This window comes from Bacillus sp. FSL K6-3431 (assembly GCF_038002605.1).
Taxonomy (GTDB): Bacteria; Bacillota; Bacilli; order Bacillales; family Bacillaceae_C; genus Lederbergia.
In genome coordinates this window covers 1,073,760-1,098,899 of the sequence record NZ_JBBOCT010000001.1, presented here as the reverse complement: position 1 = coordinate 1,098,899, position 25,140 = coordinate 1,073,760, and the positions used below count along the sequence as shown (strand labels likewise).

General features: G+C 37.9%; 22 protein-coding genes. All 22 read left to right on the top strand.

What is annotated here, in order from left to right:
• Nucleotides 1-149: 149 nt before the first annotated feature.
• The 22 genes from MHB53_RS05570 (at nt 150) to MHB53_RS05465 (ending at nt 25,110) form a co-directional block, all read left to right on the top strand.
• Nucleotides 150-1,820: a ribonuclease J gene (locus MHB53_RS05570; protein WP_340916178.1), complete on the top strand. Its 1,671-nt coding sequence runs from the start codon at nt 150-152 to the stop codon at nt 1,818-1,820.
• A gap of 141 nt (nt 1,821-1,961) precedes the next feature.
• Nucleotides 1,962-2,687: a ClpP family protease gene (locus MHB53_RS05565; RefSeq protein WP_340924500.1), complete on the top strand. Its 726-nt coding sequence runs from the start codon at nt 1,962-1,964 to the stop codon at nt 2,685-2,687.
• Nucleotides 2,684-2,893: a YlzJ-like family protein gene (locus MHB53_RS05560; RefSeq protein ID WP_340916177.1), complete on the top strand. Its 210-nt coding sequence runs from the start codon at nt 2,684-2,686 to the stop codon at nt 2,891-2,893. The genes MHB53_RS05565 and MHB53_RS05560 overlap by 4 nt, the downstream gene beginning before the upstream one ends.
• 192 nt (nt 2,894-3,085) lie before the next feature.
• A complete protein-coding gene (locus MHB53_RS05555) occupies nt 3,086-5,407 on the top strand; it encodes a DNA translocase FtsK (RefSeq protein WP_340916176.1) in 2,322 nt (773 codons plus the stop codon).
• A 183-nt stretch (nt 5,408-5,590) separates the two neighbouring features.
• The gene (locus tag MHB53_RS05550; RefSeq protein WP_340916175.1) at nt 5,591-6,664 is read left to right on the top strand and encodes a BMP family lipoprotein; all 1,074 of its coding nucleotides are present in this window, start codon (nt 5,591-5,593) and stop codon (nt 6,662-6,664) included.
• A 184-nt stretch (nt 6,665-6,848) separates the two neighbouring features.
• Nucleotides 6,849-8,384: an ABC transporter ATP-binding protein gene (locus MHB53_RS05545; protein WP_340916174.1), complete on the top strand. Its 1,536-nt coding sequence runs from the start codon at nt 6,849-6,851 to the stop codon at nt 8,382-8,384.
• Complete coding sequence (locus MHB53_RS05540; protein WP_340916173.1) at nt 8,377-9,417, top strand: ABC transporter permease; 1,041 nt, start codon at nt 8,377-8,379, stop codon at nt 9,415-9,417. Before MHB53_RS05545 ends, MHB53_RS05540 begins: the two co-directional genes overlap by 8 nt.
• Nucleotides 9,418-10,377, top strand: coding sequence for an ABC transporter permease (locus MHB53_RS05535; RefSeq protein WP_340916172.1), 960 nt, complete (start codon nt 9,418-9,420; stop codon nt 10,375-10,377).
• A 512-nt stretch (nt 10,378-10,889) separates the two neighbouring features.
• Complete coding sequence (gene yfmF, locus MHB53_RS05530; protein WP_340916170.1) at nt 10,890-12,170, top strand: EF-P 5-aminopentanol modification-associated protein YfmF; 1,281 nt, start codon at nt 10,890-10,892, stop codon at nt 12,168-12,170.
• Complete coding sequence (yfmH, locus tag MHB53_RS05525; RefSeq protein WP_340916169.1) at nt 12,167-13,456, top strand: EF-P 5-aminopentanol modification-associated protein YfmH; 1,290 nt, start codon at nt 12,167-12,169, stop codon at nt 13,454-13,456. Before yfmF ends, yfmH begins: the two co-directional genes overlap by 4 nt.
• 53 nt (nt 13,457-13,509) lie before the next feature.
• Nucleotides 13,510-14,232 carry an elongation factor P 5-aminopentanone reductase gene (ymfI, locus tag MHB53_RS05520; protein WP_340916167.1) on the top strand — a complete coding sequence of 241 codons (723 nt, stop codon included), beginning with the start codon at nt 13,510-13,512 and terminating at the stop codon, nt 14,230-14,232.
• An 81-nt stretch (nt 14,233-14,313) separates the two neighbouring features.
• Nucleotides 14,314-14,571: a DUF3243 domain-containing protein gene (locus MHB53_RS05515; RefSeq protein ID WP_340924497.1), complete on the top strand. Its 258-nt coding sequence runs from the start codon at nt 14,314-14,316 to the stop codon at nt 14,569-14,571.
• A gap of 185 nt (nt 14,572-14,756) precedes the next feature.
• Nucleotides 14,757-15,545, top strand: a complete 789-nt coding sequence (locus MHB53_RS05510) for a YmfK family protein (RefSeq protein ID WP_340916165.1) — start codon at nt 14,757-14,759, stop codon at nt 15,543-15,545.
• An 18-nt stretch (nt 15,546-15,563) separates the two neighbouring features.
• Nucleotides 15,564-16,436 (top strand): helix-turn-helix domain-containing protein, encoded by an 873-nt coding sequence (locus MHB53_RS05505; protein ID WP_340916164.1) that lies wholly within the window; start codon nt 15,564-15,566, stop codon nt 16,434-16,436.
• 66 nt (nt 16,437-16,502) lie between these two features.
• The gene (pgsA, locus tag MHB53_RS05500; protein WP_340916162.1) at nt 16,503-17,081 is read left to right on the top strand and encodes a CDP-diacylglycerol--glycerol-3-phosphate 3-phosphatidyltransferase; all 579 of its coding nucleotides are present in this window, start codon (nt 16,503-16,505) and stop codon (nt 17,079-17,081) included.
• A 29-nt stretch (nt 17,082-17,110) separates the two neighbouring features.
• Nucleotides 17,111-18,352 (top strand): competence/damage-inducible protein A, encoded by a 1,242-nt coding sequence (locus MHB53_RS05495; protein WP_340924495.1) that lies wholly within the window; start codon nt 17,111-17,113, stop codon nt 18,350-18,352.
• 249 nt (nt 18,353-18,601) lie between these two features.
• Nucleotides 18,602-19,651 (top strand): recombinase RecA, encoded by a 1,050-nt coding sequence (gene recA, locus MHB53_RS05490; RefSeq protein WP_340916161.1) that lies wholly within the window; start codon nt 18,602-18,604, stop codon nt 19,649-19,651.
• 226 nt (nt 19,652-19,877) lie between these two features.
• The gene (rny, locus tag MHB53_RS05485) at nt 19,878-21,437 is read left to right on the top strand and encodes a ribonuclease Y (protein WP_340916160.1); all 1,560 of its coding nucleotides are present in this window, start codon (nt 19,878-19,880) and stop codon (nt 21,435-21,437) included.
• 98 nt (nt 21,438-21,535) lie between these two features.
• Nucleotides 21,536-22,336: a TIGR00282 family metallophosphoesterase gene (locus MHB53_RS05480; protein ID WP_340916158.1), complete on the top strand. Its 801-nt coding sequence runs from the start codon at nt 21,536-21,538 to the stop codon at nt 22,334-22,336.
• 142 nt (nt 22,337-22,478) lie between these two features.
• On the top strand, nt 22,479-22,739 hold the full coding sequence (locus MHB53_RS05475; protein ID WP_066139449.1) for a stage V sporulation protein S: 261 nt from the start codon (nt 22,479-22,481) through the stop codon (nt 22,737-22,739).
• A 399-nt stretch (nt 22,740-23,138) separates the two neighbouring features.
• Nucleotides 23,139-24,683, top strand: coding sequence for a tRNA (N6-isopentenyl adenosine(37)-C2)-methylthiotransferase MiaB (gene miaB / locus MHB53_RS05470; RefSeq protein WP_340916156.1), 1,545 nt, complete (start codon nt 23,139-23,141; stop codon nt 24,681-24,683).
• A 1-nt stretch (nt 24,684) separates the two neighbouring features.
• Complete coding sequence (locus MHB53_RS05465) at nt 24,685-25,110, top strand: RicAFT regulatory complex protein RicA family protein (protein ID WP_340916155.1); 426 nt, start codon at nt 24,685-24,687, stop codon at nt 25,108-25,110.
• Nucleotides 25,111-25,140 lie beyond the last annotated feature (30 nt).

Sequence of the window (25,140 nt, the reverse complement as noted above, 5' to 3'; positions counted from 1 at the left end):
TTAGTCAAGCAAAGTAAAGCTGATTCCATCATCGGGATCAGCTTTATTTTATGCTGAAAATTGATAATGGTTGAAGAGAGATTTCATATTCAAGTATAATGGGTCTAACTGATGAAGATCGGGAATATAAAATGGGAGGAAGGAATAATTTGACGAAAATAAAAAATGAATTAATTAAGATTATACCACTTGGAGGGGTGGGGGAAATTGGGAAAAACATGTACGTCGTCGAAGTTGACTCGGAGATTTTTGTAATCGACGCTGGACTGATGTTCCCAGAAAACGAAATGCTTGGCATTGATATCGTTATCCCCGACACAACTTGGCTTGAGGATCAGCAGGATCGGATTAAAGGCATATTCTTAACGCATGGACACGAAGATGCAATAGGCGCATTACCGTATATTCTACAAAAGATCAAGGCTCCTGTTTATGGCTCAAGATTGACGATTGCTTTAGCAAGAGAAAAAATGAAAGAATACGGTATGAAAACAAATGTTCAATTTAATACAATTAAATCTAATTCTAAATTGAGATTTGATGGTGTAACTGTTTCATTCTTCCATACGACACATAGCATTCCAGATTCATTAGGTGTGTGCATTCATACATCTGAAGGTAGGATTGTTCATACTGGAGATTTTAAATTTGACCAAGCTGCTACAGGTTTGTACCGTTCAGAGATAGGAAAAATGGCTAGCATGGGTGATGCGGGGGTACTTTGCTTACTTTCAGATAGTACGGAAGCTGAACATCCTGGATTTACACCTTCCGAATCTGTAACGGCGCTTGAATTGTCAAATGCGTTTCATGCAGCACCAGGTCGAATTATTGTTGCTTGCTTTGCATCCAATTTTATTAGAATTCAACAAGCTTTGAATGCGGCAGCCGAGAATGGACGTAAGGTTGCAATTGTAGGAAAAAGTATTGAAAAAGGTTTTGAAATTGCTCTTAAATTGGGTTATATATCTGTAGAAGATAAAGAATTAATCATTCCTGCTAAACAAATTTCCAAATATGACGATCAACAGATTGTTATTATTTCAACAGGTACGATGGGAGAGCCATTTGAGGCATTGAAAAAAATGGCTGGAAAAAATCATAAAGATGTATCCATTAAAAAAGGGGACACAGTTCTAATTGCTGCGACACCATCTGCAGGTTTGGAAACAGTAATGGCTAAAACCATCGATTCGTTATACAGAGCAGGGGCAGTAGTCAGTTCTACAAAAAGAAAAGTCCATGTTTCCGGACATGGTAGTCAAGAAGATTTGAAATTAATGTTGAATCTAATGAGGCCTAAATACTTTATTCCGATTCAAGGTGAATATAGAATGCTTATTTCTCATTCTAAATTAGCGCAAGAAATCGGAATGTCGAAGGAACAGATTTTTATTCCCGGTAAAGGTGAAGTAATTGAATATAAAAATGGGAAAATGAGTGCAGGCAATCGTGTCACAGCTGGAAATGTTCTAATAGATGGGATTGGTGTAGGGGACGTTGGAAATATTGTTCTCAGAGATCGTAAACTACTATCTCAAGATGGAATTTTTACAGTGGTTGTCACGTTGGATAAGAAAAACAAAAAAATTGCATCAGGACCTGAAATAATATCACGAGGATTCGTTTATGTACGCGAGTCAGAACAATTGATCGAAGAGTCGGCTAACATCGTCAGGAAAATCGTTGAGGAAACAGTTTCAGCCGATGCTTTTGATTGGTCAAGCATTAAGCAAGACATTCGGGATAAACTAAATCACTTTTTATATGAAAAAACAAAAAGACGTCCAATGATTCTACCGATCATTATGGAAGTATAAGCCAAATGAATGAAGAAGAGATGTTAGCTTTTATCGCATCTCTTCTTTTTGTATGAAACGCTTAGTTACGCTCATACTATAATCATGAATTGATAAAAGCAGGAGGACATTATGGAAAATAAAACGACTTCTGAATATAATATGGACAGCGAACCGAATAAAGAAGTGGAAGAAAAGCCGTCAGGGATTATTGAAAAAATTCAACAGCTTGGCCAAACGAATGTACCACAGCTTTCTCCCGATGCAAATATTCATTGCTTAACAATTATTGGACAAATAGAAGGGCATATGCAATTACCACCGCAAAATAAGACGACAAAATATGAGCATATTATTCCTCAACTTGTAGCTATTGAACAAAATCCGAAAATAGAAGGATTACTTGTGGTATTAAATACTGTTGGTGGCGATGTAGAAGCAGGTTTAGCTATCTCAGAAATGATCTCCACTCTTTCGAAACCAAGTGTTTCATTAGTTCTAGGTGGCGGTCATTCTATAGGTGTCCCAATAGCGGTTTCATGTACTTATTCTTTTATCGCGGAGACCGCCACAATGACGATTCATCCCATAAGATTAACTGGACTGGTCATTGGCGTTCCTCAATCTTTCGAATATATGGATAAAATGCAGGAAAGAGTAGTAAAGTTTGTTACGAAGAATTCCCGTATTTCTGAAGAAGTCTTTAAAAATTTAATGTTTGAAAAGGGTAATTTGACACGTGACATAGGAACGAATGTCATTGGAGAAGACGCAGTAAAATCCGGCTTGATTGATGAAGTAGGTGGTTTAGGTAAAGCTTTAATAAAACTAAATCAACTAATTGATATGCAATCCAAAAGCACAGGAATGGAGGAGATCATTCAATGATTCTTCATACGATCATTCCGGCTGAGCTTATCTTTCCAGAAAAGCAAGAAAATTTTTCTAAACAAATAACTCTTACACGTAACGGAGTCCCGATGATAGTCGAACAGAGTGGACATATGTATAAAATAGTAAGAATTATGAGTAGTGACCCAGCAGATTATTTAAATGGTGACTTACACCCTGGGACAATTATCCCTATCGCATAATAGTTATATGTATTGGTAAAATCCTCCTTCCAGTTATAATGGGCGAGGATTTTTTTAGTGCTAACTGTAGGGAAAGTCTAACTATTTTTTCTTCATTAATAACTTAATGGTATAATATGCTAGAAGGCGATACATAAAACGTAGCTTTTCAAGTAATGCTCCAAATACGAAATAGATAGATGGGTGATAAAAATGGCAAAGAAAAAACGAAGAAACAGTCGCAGGTCTAAAAAAGGAAATAATAAAACACTGCAATTTGAAATTATTGGTATTATTTTAATAGCATTAAGTGTGATTGCAATAGTGACAGGTGAGAAGTTATTTTCGCTAACGATACCATTTTATTATTTTTTAGGTGAATGGTATATCGTAGGATTGTTAGCAGTTATCTTGCTGGGCGGATATATGATGATAAAGCGGGAGCTTCCCAATTTTTCTAGGGTCCAACTTATTGGTATTTATATTATTTTTGGATGTATTTTATTATTAAATCATGTACAGTTTATCGATTTAAAAGTAGCAAGTAATAGCATGGAAGGTCAAAGTGTTTTAAGCAATACGCATGCTGAGTTCATTCAAAATTATAAACAAAATAAACTGGGAGAAAGTTTAGAGGATTTTGGCGGTGGAATGCTTGGAGCAATTCTGCTCACTTTCACATATTTTGTTTTTGACTCCCTTGGTGCAAAAATATTATGCTTTTTTCTAATATTAATCGGTCTTATTCTAATTACAGGTAAATCTATTGGCGAAGTAGTTGGCCGCATAGGTAAAAAAATAGTTCATTTTCTACAAAAACAATGGCGACTTTTTCTGGTGGATCTAAAGGAATGGAAGGAAGAGCGTCAAGAAAAAAGAACACAGCAGAAACAATTGATTAGAGAAGAAAAGCAGCAAAAAACGGTAGAGGCTTCGCAAATAGAAACGGATACTGTGGAGGAGGTGGTGTCTGAGCCATTGATTTCCAGTTTTACAGAGAAAGCTTATCCTATAGACGAAACGGAATCTAAAGAAAATATAATTGAGCAAGAAGAAACGAGTGAGGAAGAAATCGTTCCTTCAATGGCATTTGTGGAACTTGAAAATAAAGATTATAAACTTCCGCCAATTTCGCTACTAACGAGACCAAAGGCAACAGATCAAAGTAATGAATATAAAGCCATTCACGCAAATGCTGCAAAACTTGAAAAAACTTTTCAAAGTTTTGGAGTTAAGGCGAAAGTTACACAAGTTCATTTGGGGCCAGCGGTTACAAAGTATGAAGTACATCCGGATGCTGGAGTAAAAGTAAGTAGAATTGTAAGTCTAAGTGATGATTTGGCCCTTGCATTAGCTGCAAAAGATATTCGAATTGAAGCGCCGATCCCAGGTAAATCTGCAATTGGTATTGAGGTCCCTAACTCAGAAATTGCCGTCGTATCATTGCGGGAAGTGCTTGACTCAAAAGAAAATGACAAACCAGAGGCTAAATTGCAAATTGGTCTTGGCCGTGATATTACAGGACAAGCGGTTGTAGCTGAATTGAATAAGATGCCACATTTACTTGTAGCCGGTGCTACTGGGAGTGGTAAGAGTGTTTGTATTAACGGGATTATCACAAGTGTTTTAATGCGAGCAAAGCCCCATGAAGTAAAAATGATGATGATTGATCCAAAAATGGTTGAATTAAATGTATATAACGGTGTTCCACATTTACTTGCGCCAGTTGTAACAGATCCAAAAAAGGCATCACAAGCATTAAAAAAAGTAGTAAGTGAAATGGAAAGACGCTATGAGCATTTTTCTCATACGGGAACAAGAAATATTGAAGGATATAACGACTATATAACAAAGGTAAATGTTGAAAAAGAGGAAAAACAGCCTTTATTACCATACATCATCGTTATAGTTGATGAACTAGCTGATTTAATGATGGTGGCATCAAATGATGTCGAGGATTCGATAACAAGGCTTGCACAAATGGCAAGAGCAGCGGGCATCCATTTAATTATCGCCACACAACGTCCTTCAGTTGACGTTATTACAGGTGTAATCAAAGCGAATATTCCATCTCGAATTGCATTTGCTGTATCATCGGCTATCGACTCTCGGACGATACTAGATACTGGTGGTGCTGAGAAGCTGTTGGGTAGAGGTGATATGCTCTTTCAGCCTGTAGGTGCCTCGAAGCCAGTTCGAGTGCAAGGTGCATTTTTATCTGACCAAGAAGTGGAAGATATTGTTGACTTTGTCATAGCTCAGCAGAAAGCGCAATATCAAGCCGAAATGATCCCGGATGATATTCCTGAGGTAACGCAAGAAGCATCAGATGAACTATTCGATGAGGCTGTCCAGTTAATCGCGGAAATGCAAACCGCATCTGTCTCGATGCTACAGCGCCGTTTTAGGGTGGGATATACGAGAGCAGCTCGACTGATAGATGAAATGGAGGCTAGGGGAATTGTAGGCCCATATGAAGGAAGCAAACCTCGGACGGTGCTTATTCCTAAGCCAGCGGAAGAACAAACTTCATAAAGAATGAGAGTAATTATCTTGCATGTCACAAATTATTCGACAAGATTCACCACATTTTTATTTATTTATAAACTAAAAAGTGATATAGTATTTTCGATTAGCAGAATGATATTTACCATAGGTGATGTAATGGATGGTATTATTATTTCGGTCAAATAATGATGAAAATAGGGGGTTCTCTTAGTGAAAAAGCGTAATTTTGGTTTGGCGCTATCACTCGTTTTAGCTGCAGGAACAATTCTTGGAGCCTGTGGAACAAGCGGTAACAAGCAAGGGAAAGATGAGAAAAAAGAAGATCAAAACTTTTCTGTAGCCATGGTAACGGATGAAGGTGGAGTAGACGATAAATCATTTAACCAGTCTGCATGGGAAGGACTTACGGCATTTGGTGAAGAAAACAATTTAGAAAAAGGAAAGAATGGTTATAATTATTTTGAGTCTAAATCAGAAGCTGACTATGCAACAAACTTGAATACAGCTGTTAGGAATGACTTTGATATTATTTATGGTGTTGGTTATAAATTGCAAAAAGCAATTGATAAAATCGCGGGTCAGCGTAAAGACAATCATTTTGTCATTGTTGATGATGTAATAGAAGGCAAGGATAATGTGGCAAGCTTAACGTTTAAGGAGCATGAAGGCTCATTCCTCGTAGGTGTTGTTGCTGGTTTAATGACTAAATCTAATAAAGTAGGTTTTGTTGGCGGTATCGAAACAGATTTAATTAATAAGTTCGCAGCAGGTTTTGAGGCTGGTGTAAAAGAAGTTAATCCAAATGCGAAAGTGCAAATTCAATTTGCAGGTACGTTTACTGATACAGCAAAAGGTGCTTCCATTGCTGCAACTCAATATAGTTCAGGTGTGGACATTATCTATCATGCTGCCGGCGGCGCAGGTCTAGGTGTATTTACTGAAGCAAAAAACCTAAAGCAAAAAGACCCTGACCGGGACGTATGGGTTATTGGTGTAGATCAAGATCAACATGCTGAAGGCGATGTAAAGGTGGATGGAGAAACGAAAAATGTTACACTGACATCCATGGTCAAACGCGTTGATTTTGCTGTGCAAGAGATTGCTACGAATGCAAAAAGCGGTGAGTTTCCCGGTGGCGAACTTCTTGAGTATGGCCTAGAGGAAAACGGAATAAAAATTTCCGATTCACAAGAACATTTAACAGATGAAGTGATAAAAGCTGTAAAAGATTATGAACAAAAAATTAAAAATGGTGAAATAGATGTTCCTTCCACATTAAAGTAATCTATATTAATCAAATTACGGGCCAGGCTGGATCGCCGGCCCGTTAAAAATGTTAAATGAAGGTCGGAAAAAACTGGGTTTCATTTAGCATTTTTAAAGAATAATAACCTGTTTGGCTCTGGGTGTTGTCGGCTTGGGATCAGCAAGTCGTCGCCTCGAGCTTTACAATAAGGAGTGGGTCTTGATGGAGTATGTAGTAGAAATGTTGAACATCCGTAAAGAATTTCCTGGTATTGTTGCCAATGATCAAGTCACACTCCAAATCAAAAAAGGGGAGATACATGCCCTTTTAGGAGAAAATGGGGCCGGGAAATCCACGTTGATGAATGTTCTGTTCGGTTTATATCAACCGGAAAAAGGGGAAATCAGGGTAAAAGGGGAGCCTGTTCATATTACAAGCCCTACAATCGCTAATAAGTTTGGAATCGGAATGGTACATCAGCACTTTATGCTGGTCGATACCTTTACGGTGACTGAAAATATAATTTTAGGTCAAGAGCCTAAAAAAGGTGTAGCTGTTGATTTAAAAAAAGCGGAGCTTGATGTAGCGGAAATCTCCGAAAAATACGGGTTGGCCGTCAATCCTAGTGCTAAGATTGCAGATATTTCCGTTGGAATGCAACAGCGCGTCGAAATTTTAAAAACCCTTTACAGAGGGGCGGACATTCTAATTTTTGATGAACCGACGGCTGTGCTTACGCCGCAAGAAATTAAAGAATTAAGTCAAATTATGCAAAACCTGATTAAAGAAGGAAAATCAATTATTTTAATCACCCATAAATTAAAGGAAATAATGGAAATATGCAACCGTGTTACAGTTATTCGTAAAGGGCAAGGAATCGGAACTGTTGAAGTGAAAAATACTACGACAAACGAATTAGCCAATTTAATGGTTGGTAGAGAAGTTGTGTTTACTACGAATAAAAGTAAAGCAAATCCAAGAGGAAATGTTTTGGAAATCAATCAATTAGTTGTTAAAGATACTAGAGGAATCGATGCTGTTAGAGGACTTGACCTGACTGTTCAAGCTGGAGAAATTGTCGGGATTGCAGGGGTAGATGGAAATGGTCAAACTGAATTTATTGAAGCTATCACTGGCCTTAGAAAAGTAGAGAGCGGAACCGTCATGCTAAATGGTAAAAAGATTGCAAATTTGAAACCCCGAAGGATTACAGAATCTGGGATTGGTCATATTCCTCAAGATAGACATAAACATGGCCTTGTTCTAGATTTTCCAATCGGTGAAAATATGGTTTTACAAACCTATTATCAGCATCCATATTCGAAAGCTGGAGTGCTTAACTTTAAAGAAGTTTATAAGAAAGCAAAAGCCCTCATTGATGAATTTGATGTCAGAACCCCAAGCGAATTTACACATGCACGTGCATTATCTGGTGGAAACCAACAAAAAGCAATTATTGGTAGGGAGATCGATAGAAATCCTGATCTTTTAATCGCGGCACAGCCAACGAGAGGGCTTGATGTTGGAGCTATTGAATTTATACATAAACGCTTAATTGAACAGCGCGATAATGGTAAGGCAGTTTTGCTCATATCATTTGAGTTGGAAGAAATATTAAATGTCAGTGATAGGATTGCCGTTATTTACGAAGGGAAAATTGTTGCTATTGTCGATGCTGCTAAAACAACGGAACAGGAGTTAGGGTTATTAATGGCCGGATCGAAGCAGAGAGAAGTGGGGGAGGATGCTCATGTCTAAACGATTATCTAACTTGCTCATCCCCATTATTGCTGTAATACTCGGCCTAATAACGGGAGCTATCGTTATGCTTATAAGTGGCTATAACCCAATTGCAGGCTACGCTGCACTCTGGTATGGAGCGTTGGGAGAACCATATTATATTGGTGAAACGGTTAGGCAAATGACTCCTTATATATTTGCTGGACTTGCGGTGGCGTTTGCCTTTAGAACAGGGCTTTTCAATATTGGTGTTGAAGGCCAGCTACTAGTAGGTTGGGTCGCATCTGTTTGGGTAGGTCTTGCATTTGATCTGCCAAAAATTATCCATCTCCCACTTGCGATCATTGCAGCCGCAGTTGCAGGTGCCATTTGGGGATTTATTCCCGGATTATTAAAAGCACGTTTAAAAGTTCATGAAGTTATCGTAACTATCATGATGAATTATATCGCCTTACATGTGACAAATTACTTGATCCGATATGTGCTTTCCGATCAAAAAGACTCAACAGATTTGATTCACGAATCAGCTTCATTAAGCTCGTTATTCTTTGAATCGATCACAGAGTACTCTACGCTTCATTATGGTATATTTCTAGCTTTAGCTGGAGCAATTGTCATGTGGTTTATTTTGGAGAAAACGAAAGCTGGTTTTGAGCTTCGGTCTGTAGGATTTAATCAGCATGCTTCTGAATATGCTGGCATGAATGTTAGCAGAAATATTATTGCATCGATGGTCATATCTGGAGCGTTTGCAGGTCTTGCAGGGGCGATGGAAGGGCTGGGTACCTTCGGAAGCGCGTCGCTCCAGTCGGGATTCTCGGGCATAGGGTTTGACGGGATTGCTGTTGCCTTACTTGGAGGGAATACTGCGATCGGTGTTGTACTTGCAGCTTTCTTATTTGGTGGATTGAAGGTAGGAGCACTACTTATGCCAGATGCAAATGTGCCAAAAGAGCTTGTAGAGATTGTTATTGCATTTATTATTTTCTTTGTGGCATCAAGTTATATGATTCGCTTGCTTATCGCACGTTTTAAAAAGGGGGTGAAATAAGTGGATGTCATGACTTTATTATCTCTTATAATTTCTTCTTCTATCATGGCTGCAGCACCCCTTATTCTCACTGCTCTCGGAGGTGTGTTTTCAGAGCGATCTGGAGTTGTAAATATTGGATTAGAAGGATTAATGGTCATCGGAGCGTTTAGCTCAATCGTATTCAATTTAAGTACTGCCCATATATTTGGAGCAGCAACACCATGGATGTCGATACTATTTGCCATGTTGATGGCGGGGATATTTTCTTTATTACATGGTCTAGCATCGATTACATTCCGAGCAGATCAAGTAGTGAGTGGTGTGGCGATTAATTTCCTTGCACTCGGTCTATCATTATTCCTCGTGAAAAAAATATATGGCAAAGGGCAAACAGATACGATTCTCGAAAACATTGGCAAAATTGATATTCCGATACTCAGCGATATTCCTATAATCGGGAGATTATTTTTTAGTAATGTTTCCTATGTTGCTTATGTAGCGATTCTATTGTCTTTTCTTGTATGGTTTGTTTTATTTAAAACACCTTTTGGATTACGGCTTAGATCTGTCGGAGAACATCCAATGGCTGCCGATACGATGGGGATAAATGTAACACGCCTTCGTTATATAGGAGTATTCTTATCCGGCGTACTTGGTGGTGCTGGAGGAGCAGTTTTCGCACAGTCCCTTACACTTAATTTCAGCCATATAACCATTACTGGTCAAGGATTTATGGCGCTGGCCGCAATGATTTTTGGTAAATGGCATCCGCTTGGAGCAATGGGAGCGGCGTTGTTTTTTGGCTTTGCACAAAGTCTGAGTATCGTAGCACCACAAATTCCATTCCTGGCAAATATACCATCCGTATTTTTATTAATCACACCATATGTGCTCACCATCCTAGCACTAGCCGGTTTTATCGGACGTGCCGATGCTCCCAAAGCACTTGGCGATCCGTATATTAAAGGGAAACGATGAAGGAATATCGGCTAAGTTCGCCACGTCGTGTGGCAACGTCGATGTGACCTGCATCGTGCAGGCCAAAAGCGAAAGCGGCCGTTTAGCGACGTACAAACTGTAGGGATTCTGACGAGATAAAGGAAACACGGTAAGCCTGTAAGGCGAACCGATGTTGACTTATCGTAGGAAGCATCCTAATTGCTAGACGCTGGGCGCTGTAGCTAGACAAGGAACATCGGCCAGTTCGCCACGTCGTGTGGCAACACCGTTATGACTCGCATCGTGCGAGCCTAAAAACGCCACGTCGTGTGGTAACACCGATGTGACCCACTTCACACGCAGCCGTTTATTTTATGAAAAAAGGGATCGGACTATAATAGTCTGATCCTTTTTTTGCATAATAAGCAGAACATATACATAAATTATCACAAGTACGAGTAATCGAGAATGTATATTCTTGCCCAAACTCTCTAGAAACAGGTATAGTAAACATACTTATCAAATTATGTTTTAATTGGAGGTTAACCAGTATGCTGCTTGAGAAGGAACAAATAATCAAGAAACAAGGTTATACATTGCATATGATCAAAACGGACAAGTATAAAACGAATACGCTTGTTTGGAAAATGAAAGCTCCGCTTCAAGAAGATTCCGCTACATATAGAGCACTTTTGCCACATGTATTACAAAGTAGTTCGAAGAAGTTTCCAACTACAACGTTACTTCGTTCCTATTTAGACGAGCTTTATGGTACTTCACTATATACAGATCTAGCCAAAAAAGGAGAACAACATATTATTACTTTTGCAATGGATATTGCAAATGAAAAATTTCTTCAAGATCAAACACCACTCCTGCAAAAAGGTATTGATTTATTGAGAGAAGTTTTACTTCAACCAAATAGTGAAAATGGAGCTTTTGATGAAAAAACTGTAGAAAAAGAAAAACGTAATTTGAAGCAACGCATACAGTCAATTTACGATGATAAAATGCGCTATGCTAGCACACGACTTGTAGAAGAAATGTGTAAAGGCGAAGCATATGCTGTTCCGCTAAATGGCGATTTGGACCAAGTGGATAATATTACTGCTTCGTCATTGTATGAATATTATGAATCTGTAATTCGTAATGATGAGCTAGATTTATACATCATTGGTGATGTAGATCCGGAACAAGTAGTAGAATATTGCAGTCAGTTCGAGTTTGCAGAAAGACTTCAAGCAACGAACAAGGAACAGTTAATATCTAAAGTTGAAGAAGAGAAAGAAGTAAAAGAAATTCAGGATATTAAACAAGGTAAATTAAATATGGGTTATCGTACAAATATAGCCTATGGTGACAAAGATTATTTTGCTATGCAGGTATTTAACGGTATATATGGGGGATTTCCACACTCTAAATTATTCATAAACGTTCGGGAAAAAGAAAGCTTAGCATATTATGCGGCAAGCAGAGTTGAAAGTCATAAAGGATTGTTAATGGTCATGTCAGGAATTGAAAATCAAAAATATGATCAGGCTGTTTCTATTATTAAAAAACAAATGGATTTAATGAAAGAAGGCCAATTTAACGATCAGGAAATAGAACAAACAAAAGCCGTCATTCAAAATCAATTTCTTGAAACGATTGATTCAGCAAGAGGTCTAATCGAAATTCTATACCATAATATCGTTGCCGGAACGAATGTACAATTGAAAGATTGGATAGACAAAGTGGCGGAAACGACAAAAGAAGATATTATCGCTGTTGGTAAAAAAATAGACTTGGATACAATCTATTTTCTTGCAGGAAAGGAAGGTGAACAATCATGAAAGAGATCGTATTTGATCAATTAAAGGAAACGCTTTATCATGAAACACTAGAAAATGGGTTGGAAGTCTATCTTTTGCCTAAACAAGGGTTTAATAAAACATTTGCAACTATTACGACAAAATATGGTTCAATTGATAACCAATTTATCCCTTTAAATCAAGAACAGTTAAAGCTTGTTCCCGATGGAATCGCTCATTTTCTTGAACATAAAATGTTTGAAAAAGAAGCAGGAGACGTCTTTCAGCAGTTTAGTAAACAAGGAGCATCCGCAAACGCGTTTACCTCATTCACAAGGACAGCTTATTTATTTTCAAGTACATCGAAAACCGAACAAAATTTAGAGACATTGCTCGATATGGTGCAAGAGCCGTATTTTACAGAAGGTACTGTTGAAAAAGAAAAAGGCATAATTGGGCAAGAAATTACCATGTACGATGATAATCCGGATTGGCGATTATATTTCGGAGTTATCGAAAATATGTACCATCAGCATCCGGTGAAAATTGATATTGCGGGCACAATTGAATCAATTTCGCATATCACGGCGGATTTATTATATGAATGCTATCACACTTTTTATCATCCGAGTAATATGCTCCTGTTTGTTACTGGCCCGGTTAAACCCGAAGACATGATGATGTTTATCCGAGAAAACCAAGCAAGTAGACAATACGAATCGGCCTCCGAAATCGTTAGGCACTTTGAGGATGAACCCGTTCAAGTAGCAGAAAAAAAACAAGTCCTAGAGATGAATGTCCAAACATCAAAATGTCTTGTTGGCGTAAAAGCAAATAATGTGAATCAAAGTGGCTCTGACATGCTAAAAAACGAGCTAACAATTAATATTTTATTAGATATGTTATTTGGAAAAAGCTCAGATAATTATGATGAGCTGTATAATAGCGGTCTCATTGATGACACCTTCCAGTTTGATTATACACAAGAACAAGGTTTTGGATTTGCGATCATTGGAAGTGATACAAAAGATCCAGACTTACTTACTGAACAACTTCAGACAATGATGTTGGAAGCGAAAAACGGTCAGAAATTAACAGAAATTGCAATGGAAAGAGCGAAGAAAAAACGCATTGGTGGTTTTATGCGGTCGGTTAATTCACCTGAATACATTGCAAATCAGTTCACACGCTATGCTTTTAATGAAATGAACTTTTTTGAAATTGTTCCTGTACTAGAGGAGTTAACTTTTTCTGATGTGAAAGAAGCTGCAAATAGCTTTTTTACTGAGGAAAGGATGACAACATGCCACGTCATTCCAAAAAAATAAATGATCATACCCGGTATGTTCTACCGGGTTCTTTTTTTTAGGGGGAAATTGTTTTGAAAAAATTTGCTTTGATAACAGGTGCCAGCGGGGGAATAGGGTCAGCGATTGCCGAAACTCTGGCAAGTAAAGGTTGGAATTTGTATTTGCATTATAATAAAGGTGAAAAACAAATGGATGAAATACTTGCTCGTTTAAATAAATATGGCATTGAAGCGATACCGATTTATGCTGATCTTGAAACAGATGAAGGCGCAGTTATACTTGCGGACAGTATATTTCAACTCGATGCGATCGTTTATTCAAGTGGAAATGCACCATACGGTTTATTTACAGATTTAACCGATAATACAGTGGATAATATGCTACAACTTCATGTGAAAAGTCCAATCATATTAATTCGTAAACTGCTTCCAAAACTAATGAATAAAGGATTTGCATCCATTGTTTTAATTAGTTCGATATGGGGTCAAACTGGTGCTGCCTGCGAGGTTATGTATTCGACAGTAAAAGGTGCCCAAATTTCCTTTATAAAGGCGTTAAGTAAAGAAACGGCAAGGTCGGGAGTAAGGGTAAACTCTGTTGCACCTGGTGCCGTTGATACCGCTATGCTCAATTGGCTTTCAAATGAGGAACTTACGGAATTGGAAGAAAGTATCCCTTTAGGACGCTTAGCAGAACCAAAAGAAATAGCTGATGCGGTATTTTTTCTATTATCAAGTAAATCATCTTATATCACTGGACAAGTAATTGCAGTGAACGGTGGTATGTATACATAAAGTAATAAAAACAAATGTGTATAAAGCTGATGGTGGGGAGCATAATATTTTTGAACGTGAAATCCAAAGGAGGTACAGATGATGTCAGTACTGGAAAATTGGGATCAATGGAAAAACTTTTTAGGTGATCGTCTTGATAATGCACAAGAGCAGGGGATGTCACAAGAAGTGATTAATCAGTTGGCGCTTCAAGTAGGTGACTATTTAGCGACGCAAGTGGACCCTAAAAATGAACAAGAACGAGTGTTGTCAGATTTATGGTCAGTTGCTTCTAAAGAAGAACAGCAAGCCTTGGCAAGCGTCATGGTAAGACTTGTTGAAAATAATAGCAGCCAATAAAAATGATCAGATTTAAGCAGAGGGGAAATATCCTCTCTTTTTTTATGTCTCCCTCTATGAGGATGTCTTGATTAATAAATATATAATTCTTTCATCTTTATCTAAAATCAGATATGATATAAGCTAGACATTCTGAGATTATTATTAAGGATCTGTGTGATTACCATTTTTGGGGAGTTGTTTAATTGAACAGAAAAGAATGGTATTTAGAATATGAAATTATAATTGATCGTCCTGGCTTATTAGGTGATATTTCCTCTTTATTAGGAATGTTATCGATTAATATTGTTAGTATAAATGGTGTGGATAGCGGTAGACGTGGCTTATTACTTCGTGCGCACAAAGAAGAACAAATTTTACGCCTGGAATCTATTTTAGAAACAGTCGAAACGATCAAAGTAACAAAAATACGTGAACCAAAGCTTCGTGATCGGTTAGCTGTTCGCCATGGCAGATATATTCAACGGGATATGGATGATAAGAAAACATTTCAATTCATTAGAGATGAACTTGGACTTTTAGTTGATTTTATGGCAGAACTTTTTAAACAGGAAGGACATAAATTAATCGGTATTAGAGGGATGCCAAGAGTAGGAAAAACAGAATCCGTAGTAGCTTCAAGCGTATGTGCGAATAAGAAATGGTTATTTGTTTCATCAACCCTTTTAAAGCAAACAATAAGAAAGCAACTTATACAAGATGAATATAATTCAAATAATATATTTATTATTGATGGGATTGTATCGCGGCATAGAGCAGATGAGCAGCATTGGCAACTTGTTAGGGAAATTATGCGATTACCTGCTGTAAAAGTAATTGAACATCCGGATATTTTTGTCGAGCATTCAGAATATTCCATGGAGGACTTTGACTATATTATTGAACTACGTAACAACCCAGAAGAAGAAATTACATATGAAGTAGTAGAGAAAAACAATCTTTTTAATGAACCTGGAATGGGTTTTGATTTTTAGGATAGGCGGGTGTTTTCATTGACTGAATTAGGAAGCCGCCTGCGGTTAGCGCGGGAAGAGAAAAGCCTTACGCTTGATGAGCTTCAAAATATCACAAGAATACAAAAGAAGTATCTAATTGGAATTGAAGAAGGCAATTATTCGATGATGCCAGGAAAGTTTTATGCACGCGCATTTATTAAACAATATGCAGAAGCGGTTGGACTGCACCCAGACGAATTGTTTGATGAATATATAAAAGATATTCCGCTTGCGTATGATGAGGATTTACCGGAACAGCTTTCACGTGTACAAAAAAGAGGAGCGGTTTCTGCAGGTACATCAAAGCTAATTGAATTATTCCCGAAAATCTTGGTTGGTATATTTGTTATTGCAGCAATAATTGGCATATATTATTTAGTTATTCATTTTACAGACAATGGAGATAAAACAGGCATTAAAAACAAGGAAAATGTTGGATTCCAGGAATCTGATCAAATTTCTCCACCTAAAAAGCAAACTGCAGTCTCTAAAGAAAATGAAGATCAAGCAGAGAAATCTGATGACCTTGATGAAAAAGTAGCGGAACAAGAATTACAAATGACGGGTGTTAATGGAAAAGTAACAACATATAACCTCGTTGACGCTCAGGAATTTCAACTTGAAGTGAAGGCAATAGATGGTGAAACCTGGATCGAAGTACGCGATAGTAATAATCGAGCGATTTTAAGTAAATTACTTAGCGATGGTATGAGTGAGACGTTGGATCTTAATGATGAATCGGAAGTATATATCGTTGCAGGCGCCGCCAATTTTACGGAGATTATTATAAATGGTGAAAAAATAGAATACGAACTTGCTCCAGAACAATATGTAAGACAAGATTTTAAAATAATATTTGAAAAGCAATAATAATTACACTAAACATGAATTGACTTCCGCCGCTAGTCGGCGGTTATTTTTTCAGGAGGATAGATGATGAATTTACCAAATAAAATAACTGTTTCACGTATATTATTAATACCACTTTTCCTAGTTCTTATGCTCGTTCCTTTTAACTGGGGAGATATTCAATTTCTAGGCTCGACGATCCCTACTTCACATTTTCTTGGAGCATTACTTTTTATTATTGCATCTATTACGGATTGGATCGATGGCTATCTTGCCAGAAAGTATGATCTCATAACCAATCTTGGCAAATTTTTAGATCCTTTAGCAGATAAATTACTTGTATCTGCAGCGTTAATTGTACTAGTTGAAATGCAATTTGCCCCATCTTGGATTGTGATTATTATTATTAGTCGTGAATTTGCTGTAACAGGTCTAAGATTAATACTTGCTGGATCTGGGGAAGTAGTCGCTGCAAATATGTTAGGCAAAATTAAAACATGGGCACAAATTGTTGCCGTCTCTGCATTGCTACTTTATAATGCTCCATTTGAAGTAATTGGGTTTCCGTTTGCAAAGATTGCTCTTTGGGTAGCAATGATTTTCACTATCTGGTCAGGATATGATTACTTTGCTAAAAACCGAGATGTATTTAAAAATTCGAAGTAAGTATTTAAATGAAGAAAGGGCGTACGATGATGAATGCTGAAATTATCGCTGTAGGTACGGAACTTTTATTAGGTCAGATTGCAAATACAAATGCACAATTCCTATCAGCTCAACTAGCTGAAGTTGGAGTGAACGTTTTTCATCATACAGTTGTTGGGGATAATCCATCTCGGTTGAAAAAAGCGATTATACAAGCAGAAGAAAGAGCAAATCTTATCATTTTCACTGGAGGACTTGGGCCTACAAAGGATGATTTGACGAAAGAAACGATTGCTCAGCATTTGGATAAACAGTTAATCACAGATCAAGTTGCGATGCAAACCATTTTAGATTATTTTGATAAAATCGGTAAAGTGATGACAGCAAATAATAAAAAGCAAGCACTTGTTTTAGAAGGTGGACATGTACTTCCGAATGAACACGGGATGGCCCCGGGAATGTTTGTAAAGTCAGCTAATACATATTTTATGTTACTCCCTGGTCCGCCACATGAAATGCAGCCAATGTTTAGAAATTATGGTCGCCCCACTATTGAAGCGAAGATGGGAACAACGGAAAAAATTGAATCGCTTGTACTCCGCTATTTTGGTATTGGTGAAGCTGAGCTTGCGGAAAAACTCTCTGATATTATTGATGCGCAAACAAATCCTACAGTAGCGCCACTAGCTGGTGATGGAGAAGTAACGGTAAGAATTACTGCGCGTCATCAGCAAGAAGATACTGCACGCAGGATGCTAGTGGAGATGGAAAACAAGATTAATGAACTAGTGGGCGAATATTTTTATGGATATGATGAAACCTCACTTATGAGAGAATTGTTGAAAAAGCTGGAAGAAGAGGGGGTGACGATTGCTGCCGCAGAAAGTTTGACGGGTGGATTGTTCCAGTCCGATATGACTGCAGTAGTGGGTGTTAGTACAATGTTAATAGGTGGCGTCGTTTGTTATTCTAACGAGTCGAAAATGAAATTATGTAATGTGAAAGAAGAAACGATTAACCAATATGGCGTTGTTAGTGAACAGTGTGCGCTTGAACTTGCTGATAATATACGCACCATGCTTGGAACAGATATAGGTATAAGCTTTACAGGTGCTGCAGGTCCTGATTCACTAGAAGGAAATCCTGCTGGGACAGTCTGGATTGGTATCTCCTTTAAGGAACGGCAATCAAAAGCATATTTATTAAAGCTTGCCGGGTCAAGAAATGGAAATAGAAAAAGATCCGTTAAATATGGTTGTTATTATTTACTTCAGGAATTAAAACAAAAATAGAGTGCCAAAAGCGCTCTTTTTTTGTTTGAAAAATGAAAGTTGATTAATTATTAGCCGAAAAGAGCGATTTTGAATAGAGAGAAATTTGATTTTAATTGAAAATAGATTAATAAAAGGATCGAATAAATGTTCGCGTTTTACTTGGCAAATAGGCGAGAGCAATGTATAATAAAAATAGGTTCTGTAATGAGACAAGATATACCTACAAAATAATGAATAAAAAACATTTAATATAGAGGAGGAAATTGTGTGAGTGATCGTCAAGCAGCATTAGATATGGCTTTAAAACAAATAGAGAAACAATTTGGAAAAGGTTCTGTAATGAAATTAGGTGAAAAGACTGACCGGAGAATTTCAACTGTTCCAAGCGGTTCGCTAGCTCTAGATGTAGCGTTGGGTGTGGGTGGATATCCGCGTGGAAGGGTAATAGAAATATACGGTCCTGAGAGTTCAGGAAAAACAACTGTGTCACTACATGCGATTGCGGAAGTGCAGGCGAATGGCGGTACAGCAGCCTTTATCGATGCAGAACATGCGCTCGATCCGGTGTACGCTCAGAAATTAGGAGTTAATATTGATGAATTATTGCTATCACAACCAGATACTGGTGAGCAAGCATTGGAAATTGCAGAAGCGCTCGTTCGAAGTGGTGCAATTGAAATACTAGTAATAGACTCTGTTGCAGCCTTAGTTCCAAAAGCCGAAATTGAAGGGGAGATGGGTGATTCTCACGTTGGTTTGCAAGCTCGATTAATGTCACAAGCTCTTCGTAAGCTTTCAGGAGCGATAAATAAATCAAATACAATTGCTGTATTCATTAACCAAATCAGGGAAAAAGTTGGCGTTATGTTTGGAAATCCAGAGATAACTCCAGGTGGACGTGCATTGAAATTTTACGCTTCCGTTCGCCTTGAAGTACGCCGTGCTGAACAACTCAAACAAGGACAAGATATTGTTGGTAATAAAACAAAAATAAAAGTAGTGAAAAATAAAGTAGCTCCCCCTTTCAGAGTAGCGGAAGTAGATATTATGTATGGAGAAGGCATTTCCCGTGAAGGAGAAATTATTGACATGGGATCTGAACTTGATATTGTACAAAAAAGCGGTTCATGGTATTCATATAATGAAGAACGACTAGGTCAAGGTCGTGAAAATGCAAAACTATTCCTAAAAGAAAATCCGGAAATTCGTAGCGAAGTCATGTACAAGATTCGTGACCACTATGGTTTGGATGCGGATAAAGTTGCCGCGGGAAATGATGAGATAGAAGAAGATAATTTAAGTCTTTTAGATGAATAAACCACACTATTTACAGCAGGGCTTGATGCTTTGCTGTTTTTCTTTTACCGTTAGAGGAACTAAGCTTGACATTAAATCGACACACCGATAAAATTAACATGTATATTTTTTATTTTTTTAGCATGAAAATTTTGAGCTTGGCTCAGTATATTGACAAAATTATAACAATGTACCAGCCGACATGTTAGAAGTATGATAAAAGTTGATAGCAAGAGGGGGTGAAAGTATGAGTGCCATTGACATCATCTCCATTTTGCTTGCCCTTATCGCCGGTGTAGTTGTTGGCTACTTCATTTTTAAGAAAATTGCCGAAGTAAAAATAACAGGTGCGAAACATTCCGCTGAACATATTATTGAAGATGCTAATCGTGAAGCGGAGGCGCTAAAGAAGGAAGCCCTGTTAGAAGCGAAAGATGAAAATCATAAACTTCGCATTGAAACTGAACGTGATCTTCGTGAAAGAAGAAACGAATTGCAAAAACAAGAAAATCGCTTATTGCAAAGGGAGGAGAACCTCGACAGGAAAGATGACACGCTTGATAAGCGGGAAAACGCTCTTGAAAAGAAAGAGGACTCCATTAATGAACGACAACAACATATTGAAGAGACGGAAAGTAAAGTGGAGGAATTGGTCCGGGAACAACAGACTGAATTGGAGCGCATTTCGAGTTTAACTCGAGAGGAAGCGAAATCGATTATTCTTACTGGTGTTGAGAAAGAATTAGCACATGACACTGCAGTAATGATTAAAGAAAGCGAATTACGTGCGAAAGAAGATGCAGATAAGAAAGCGAAAAACATTCTTTCACTCGCAATCCAGCGCTGTGCAGCAGAACATGTTGCAGAAACGACTGTTTCTGTTGTAAATCTTCCAAATGACGAAATGAAAGGCCGGATAATTGGGCGTGAAGGACGTAATATCCGAACACTTGAAACGTTAACGGGCATCGATCTTATTATTGATGATACACCAGAAGCTGTAATACTTTCAGGATTCGACCCAATTAGGCGCGAAACTGCAAGAATCGCTCTTGAAAAGCTCGTCCAAGATGGAAGAATACATCCTGCTCGTATAGAGGAAATGGTCGATAAAGCGAGACGAGAAGTAGATGAGTATATTCGTGAGATCGGTGAGCAAACGACATTTGAAGTAGGCATACATGGTCTTCATCCGGATTTAATTAAAATCCTTGGTCGTTTGAAATACCGGACAAGTTATGGGCAAAATGTGTTGAAACATTCCATAGAAGTTGCGTTTCTTTCCGGATTACTTGCAGCAGAACTTGGTGAGGATGAAATTCTTGCTAGACGTGCTGGTCTACTACATGATATTGGAAAAGCGATTGATCATGAAGTAGAAGGAAGTCACGTAGAAATCGGCATTGAACTCGGCACGAAGTATAAGGAGCATCCTGTCGTTATTAACAGTATTGCTTCCCATCACGGCGATACCGAGCCAACGTCAATCATTGCAGTACTTGTTGCTGCAGCAGATGCATTATCAGCTGCAAGACCAGGAGCGCGCAGTGAAACACTGGAGAATTATATCCGCCGCCTTGAAAAATTGGAGGAGATTTCCGAGTCGTATGATGGAGTCGAGAAATCATTCGCCATTCAAGCTGGAAGAGAAGTTCGTATTATCGTTAAACCTGAACAAATCAATGATTTGGAAGCACATCGATTGGCACGTGATATCCGTAAAAGAATCGAAGACGATCTTGATTACCCAGGTCATATCAAAGTCACTGTTATTCGAGAAACGAGAGCAGTTGAATATGCAAAATAAAGCGGTGTGAATCCACACCGCTTTTTTTGTGCCTGATAATAATATACGATAATATGATAAAATAATACTAATCAAAGCTTTTTAGGAAAGGGATTTTTATGGATATATTATTTGTTGGGGATGTTGTTGGATCTCCAGGTAGAGAAATGATAAAAGAATACTTACCAAGATTGAAAAAAAAGTTTCGACCGCAATTAACGATTGTGAATGGAGAAAATTCAGCTGGTGGGAGAGGTATAACAGAAACGATTTATAAACAATTTTTAGAGGCGGGAGCGAATGCAGTAACACTCGGTAACCATGCTTGGGATAATAAGGAGATTTTTGAATTTATAGATCAGGCAAAGTATTTAGCAAGACCTGCAAACTTTCCGGAAAATGCCCCAGGCAATGGCCTGATTTATGTAAAGATTAACCAAGTAGAAGCCGCAATCATTAATTTACAAGGTAGGACATTTATGCCGCCGTTAGATTGTCCTTTTAAAAAAGTAGACGAACTTATAACAGAAGCAAAAAAGCGGACAAATATCATTTTTATCGATTTTCATGCGGAAGCTACGAGTGAGATGCAAGCAATGGGTTGGTATGTAGATGGTCGAGCTACTGCTGTGATTGGAACGCATACACATGTCCCAACAGCAGATAATCGCATCCTTCCGAACGGAACGGCATATATGACGGATGTAGGAATGACAGGTCCTTATGATTCCATTCTTGGCATGGAAAAAGAAGCTGTACTACATAGATTCCTCACAGCATTACCTACCAGATTTGAAGTGGAGAAAAACGGTAGAAAGCAATTATGTGCATGTCTGATTACTGTGGATGAAAAAACGGGGATAGCAAAATCCATTAAGCCGATTTTAATCAACGAGGATCAGCCCTTTTTTATCGAATAGAATAATGTCATTGTGTTTTCTCTGTTTCGGACAAACCGGAATAGTTCGCAAATTCCCTGAATATAGTAACAATGGAAAGGTGGACCGTGATTGTCATAAGTGAAGACGATCACTATGGGGAAATGACGAGGAGGAACATGAAATGGCAATATTAAAAGTTTCAGCAAAATCTAATCCGAATTCCGTGGCGGGTGCGCTAGCAGGAGTTCTCCGCGAAAAAGGCAATGCAGAAATTCAAGCGATTGGAGCCGGGGCATTAAATCAAGCAGTAAAGGCAGTTGCCATTGCAAGAGGATTTGTCGCCCCTAGTGGAGTAGATTTAATATGTATTCCTGCATTTACTGATATTTTAATCGATGGACAAGAAAGAACGGCTATAAAACTCATTGTGGAACCAAGATAATGAAGAAAAGAACAAGTGCTTTGCTTTGATATGAACTGATATTCCCTGGAAAGAGCGCTATAATCCGTACCTATGTATCTTCAGCAGGTATAGAAGGTCCTTTATAGCAGCTGGTTGACCTATAACTATGAGGTGCTAGCTGTTTCCCTGCATGACGGAGAGTTCGAAAAAGATAATAAGTGTTTGATTGGATCTGTTTGTCTGAGTACAAACAGGTCTTTTTGAATTTTTTGCAACAAAAACAACCTAAAGTTGTTTTCGAAAATGAAAGGCTATATACTAATAGGGTGTATGGACATCATTTTTCGAATATAAAAATGAATCATTTCATCATAAAATATAAAAATTGGGACATTTTCGATTTTACGGATTTTGTTTTAAGAAGGAAAGGGGATTTTCATGAACGAGAAACAGCGTTTAGAAAGTCAACAACTAATAAAATCATCTACAGAAACTTCTAAGAAGGAAAAGGATTACAGCCAGTATTTCCAATCTGTATATACTCCTCCTTCCCTTAAAGATGCAAAAAAACGTGGGAAAGAAGAAGTGAAATATCATAAAGATTTCGAGATTCCGGAACAATTCCTAGGACTGGGAAAAGGACGGAAATTTTATATACGGACATATGGCTGTCAAATGAATGAACATGATACTGAAGTAATGGCTGGCATATTCATCGAGCTTGGGTATGAAGCAGTGGACACAGTGGAAGAAGCAGATGTTGTTTTATTAAATACTTGTGCGATTCGTGAGAATGCTGAAAATAAAGTATTCGGGGAATTAGGCCATTTAAAGCCGTTAAAACTAGAACGTCCAGATCTGCTTATTGGTGTATGTGGATGCATGTCTCAAGAAGAATCAGTAGTCAATAGAATACTTGAGAAACACCATTTTGTTGATATGATTTTTGGAACACATAATATACATCGTTTGCCACAAATCCTAAGCGAAGCCTATATGTCAAAAGAAATGGTTGTTGAAGTATGGTCTAAAGAAGGCGATGTGATTGAAAACCTTCCGAAAATTCGCCGTGGTAAGATTAAAGCTTGGGTTAATATTATGTATGGTTGTGACAAGTTTTGTACGTATTGCATCGTCCCTTATACACGTGGAAAAGAGCGCAGTCGTCGTCCAGAAGACATTGTTCAAGAAGTACGGCAACTGGCAGCACACGGGTATAAGGAAGTAACATTGCTTGGTCAGAACGTAAATGCGTATGGAAAAGATTTCGATGATATTGATTTCACACTCGGTGATTTGATGGAAGAGCTAAGTAAAATTGATATTCCGAGAATTCGCTTTACTACAAGTCATCCACGTGATTTTGATGATCGTTTAATTGAAGTACTAGCAAAACAAGGTAATTTAGTGGATCATATTCACTTGCCTGTTCAATCAGGATCTAGTGATATTTTAAAAATTATGGCCCGTAAGTATTCACGAGAGCATTATTTAGAGTTAGTACGTAAAATCAAGGCCGCAATCCCGAATGTAACACTAACAACAGATATTATCGTTGGTTTCCCAAATGAAACGGATGAACAGTTTGAAGAAACGATGACTCTATATAAAGAAGTAGGATTTGAAACGGCATATACCTTTATTTATTCACCACGCGAAGGGACACCTGCAGCACGCATGAAAGATAATGTGTCAATGGAAGTGAAAAAAGCTAGGCTACAGCGTTTAAATGATCTTGTAAATGAAACGGCGCGAAAAGCGATGGAGAAGTATGAAGGACAAGTGGTAGAAGTACTTGTTGAAGGGGAAAGTAAGAATAATCCTGACGTATTAGCAGGCTATACTCGTAAAAATAAATTAGTTAATTTTAAGGGACCCAAATCTATCGTTGGAAAATTAGTTAATGTGAAAATTATAAATGCAAAAACTTGGTCCCTTGATGGCGAAATGATAGAAATTGATGAACCAGTTGAGGTGGTATAACATGGGGAAATATACAAAAGATGATATTATAAAACAAGCACATGATTTAGCAAGAATGATCGCCGACACAGAAGAAGTTGACTTTTTTAAGCGTGCTGAAGCCCAAATCAATGAAAACCAGACTGTTAGAGAAATGATTGCAAGCATTAAAAGTTTGCAGAAACAGGCTGTAAATTTCCAGCATTATGAAAAAGAGCGAGCACTTAGATTAATTGAAGATAAAATTGAAAACTTGGAAAAGGAATTAGATGAGATTCCAATTGTTCAAGAATTTAAACAATCACAAGTGGACGTGAATGATTTACTGCAATTAGTGTCTTCAGCTATTTCAAATAAAGTTACCGATGAAATTTTATTGGCAACTGGTGGAGACCTCCTTTTGGGGGAAACCGGTTCTAAAATAAAGAACAGCCCATCAAGCTGTTAAAGATAAAACCCCTATCCTTAAAATAAAATG

Bases quoted from the DNA above. Each gene is read 5' to 3' on its own strand.
- MHB53_RS05565 (WP_340924500.1), top strand. From the start codon at position 1,962: ATGGACAGCGAACCGAATAAAGAAGTGGAAGAAAAGCCGTCAGGGATT.
- MHB53_RS05560 (WP_340916177.1), top strand. From the start codon at position 2,684: ATGATTCTTCATACGATCATTCCGGCTGAGCTTATCTTTCCAGAAAAG.
- MHB53_RS05555 (WP_340916176.1), top strand. From the start codon at position 3,086: ATGGCAAAGAAAAAACGAAGAAACAGTCGCAGGTCTAAAAAAGGAAAT.
- MHB53_RS05545 (WP_340916174.1), top strand. From the start codon at position 6,849: ATGGAGTATGTAGTAGAAATGTTGAACATCCGTAAAGAATTTCCTGGT.
- MHB53_RS05540 (WP_340916173.1), top strand. From the start codon at position 8,377: ATGTCTAAACGATTATCTAACTTGCTCATCCCCATTATTGCTGTAATA.
- yfmF (WP_340916170.1), top strand. From the start codon at position 10,890: ATGCTGCTTGAGAAGGAACAAATAATCAAGAAACAAGGTTATACATTG.
- yfmH (WP_340916169.1), top strand. From the start codon at position 12,167: ATGAAAGAGATCGTATTTGATCAATTAAAGGAAACGCTTTATCATGAA.
- MHB53_RS05515 (WP_340924497.1), top strand. From the start codon at position 14,314: ATGTCAGTACTGGAAAATTGGGATCAATGGAAAAACTTTTTAGGTGAT.
- pgsA (WP_340916162.1), top strand. From the start codon at position 16,503: ATGAATTTACCAAATAAAATAACTGTTTCACGTATATTATTAATACCA.
- MHB53_RS05495 (WP_340924495.1), top strand. From the start codon at position 17,111: ATGAATGCTGAAATTATCGCTGTAGGTACGGAACTTTTATTAGGTCAG.
- rny (WP_340916160.1), top strand. From the start codon at position 19,878: ATGAGTGCCATTGACATCATCTCCATTTTGCTTGCCCTTATCGCCGGT.
- MHB53_RS05480 (WP_340916158.1), top strand. From the start codon at position 21,536: ATGGATATATTATTTGTTGGGGATGTTGTTGGATCTCCAGGTAGAGAA.
- MHB53_RS05475 (WP_066139449.1), top strand. From the start codon at position 22,479: ATGGCAATATTAAAAGTTTCAGCAAAATCTAATCCGAATTCCGTGGCG.
- miaB (WP_340916156.1), top strand. From the start codon at position 23,139: ATGAACGAGAAACAGCGTTTAGAAAGTCAACAACTAATAAAATCATCT.
- MHB53_RS05465 (WP_340916155.1), top strand. From the start codon at position 24,685: ATGGGGAAATATACAAAAGATGATATTATAAAACAAGCACATGATTTA.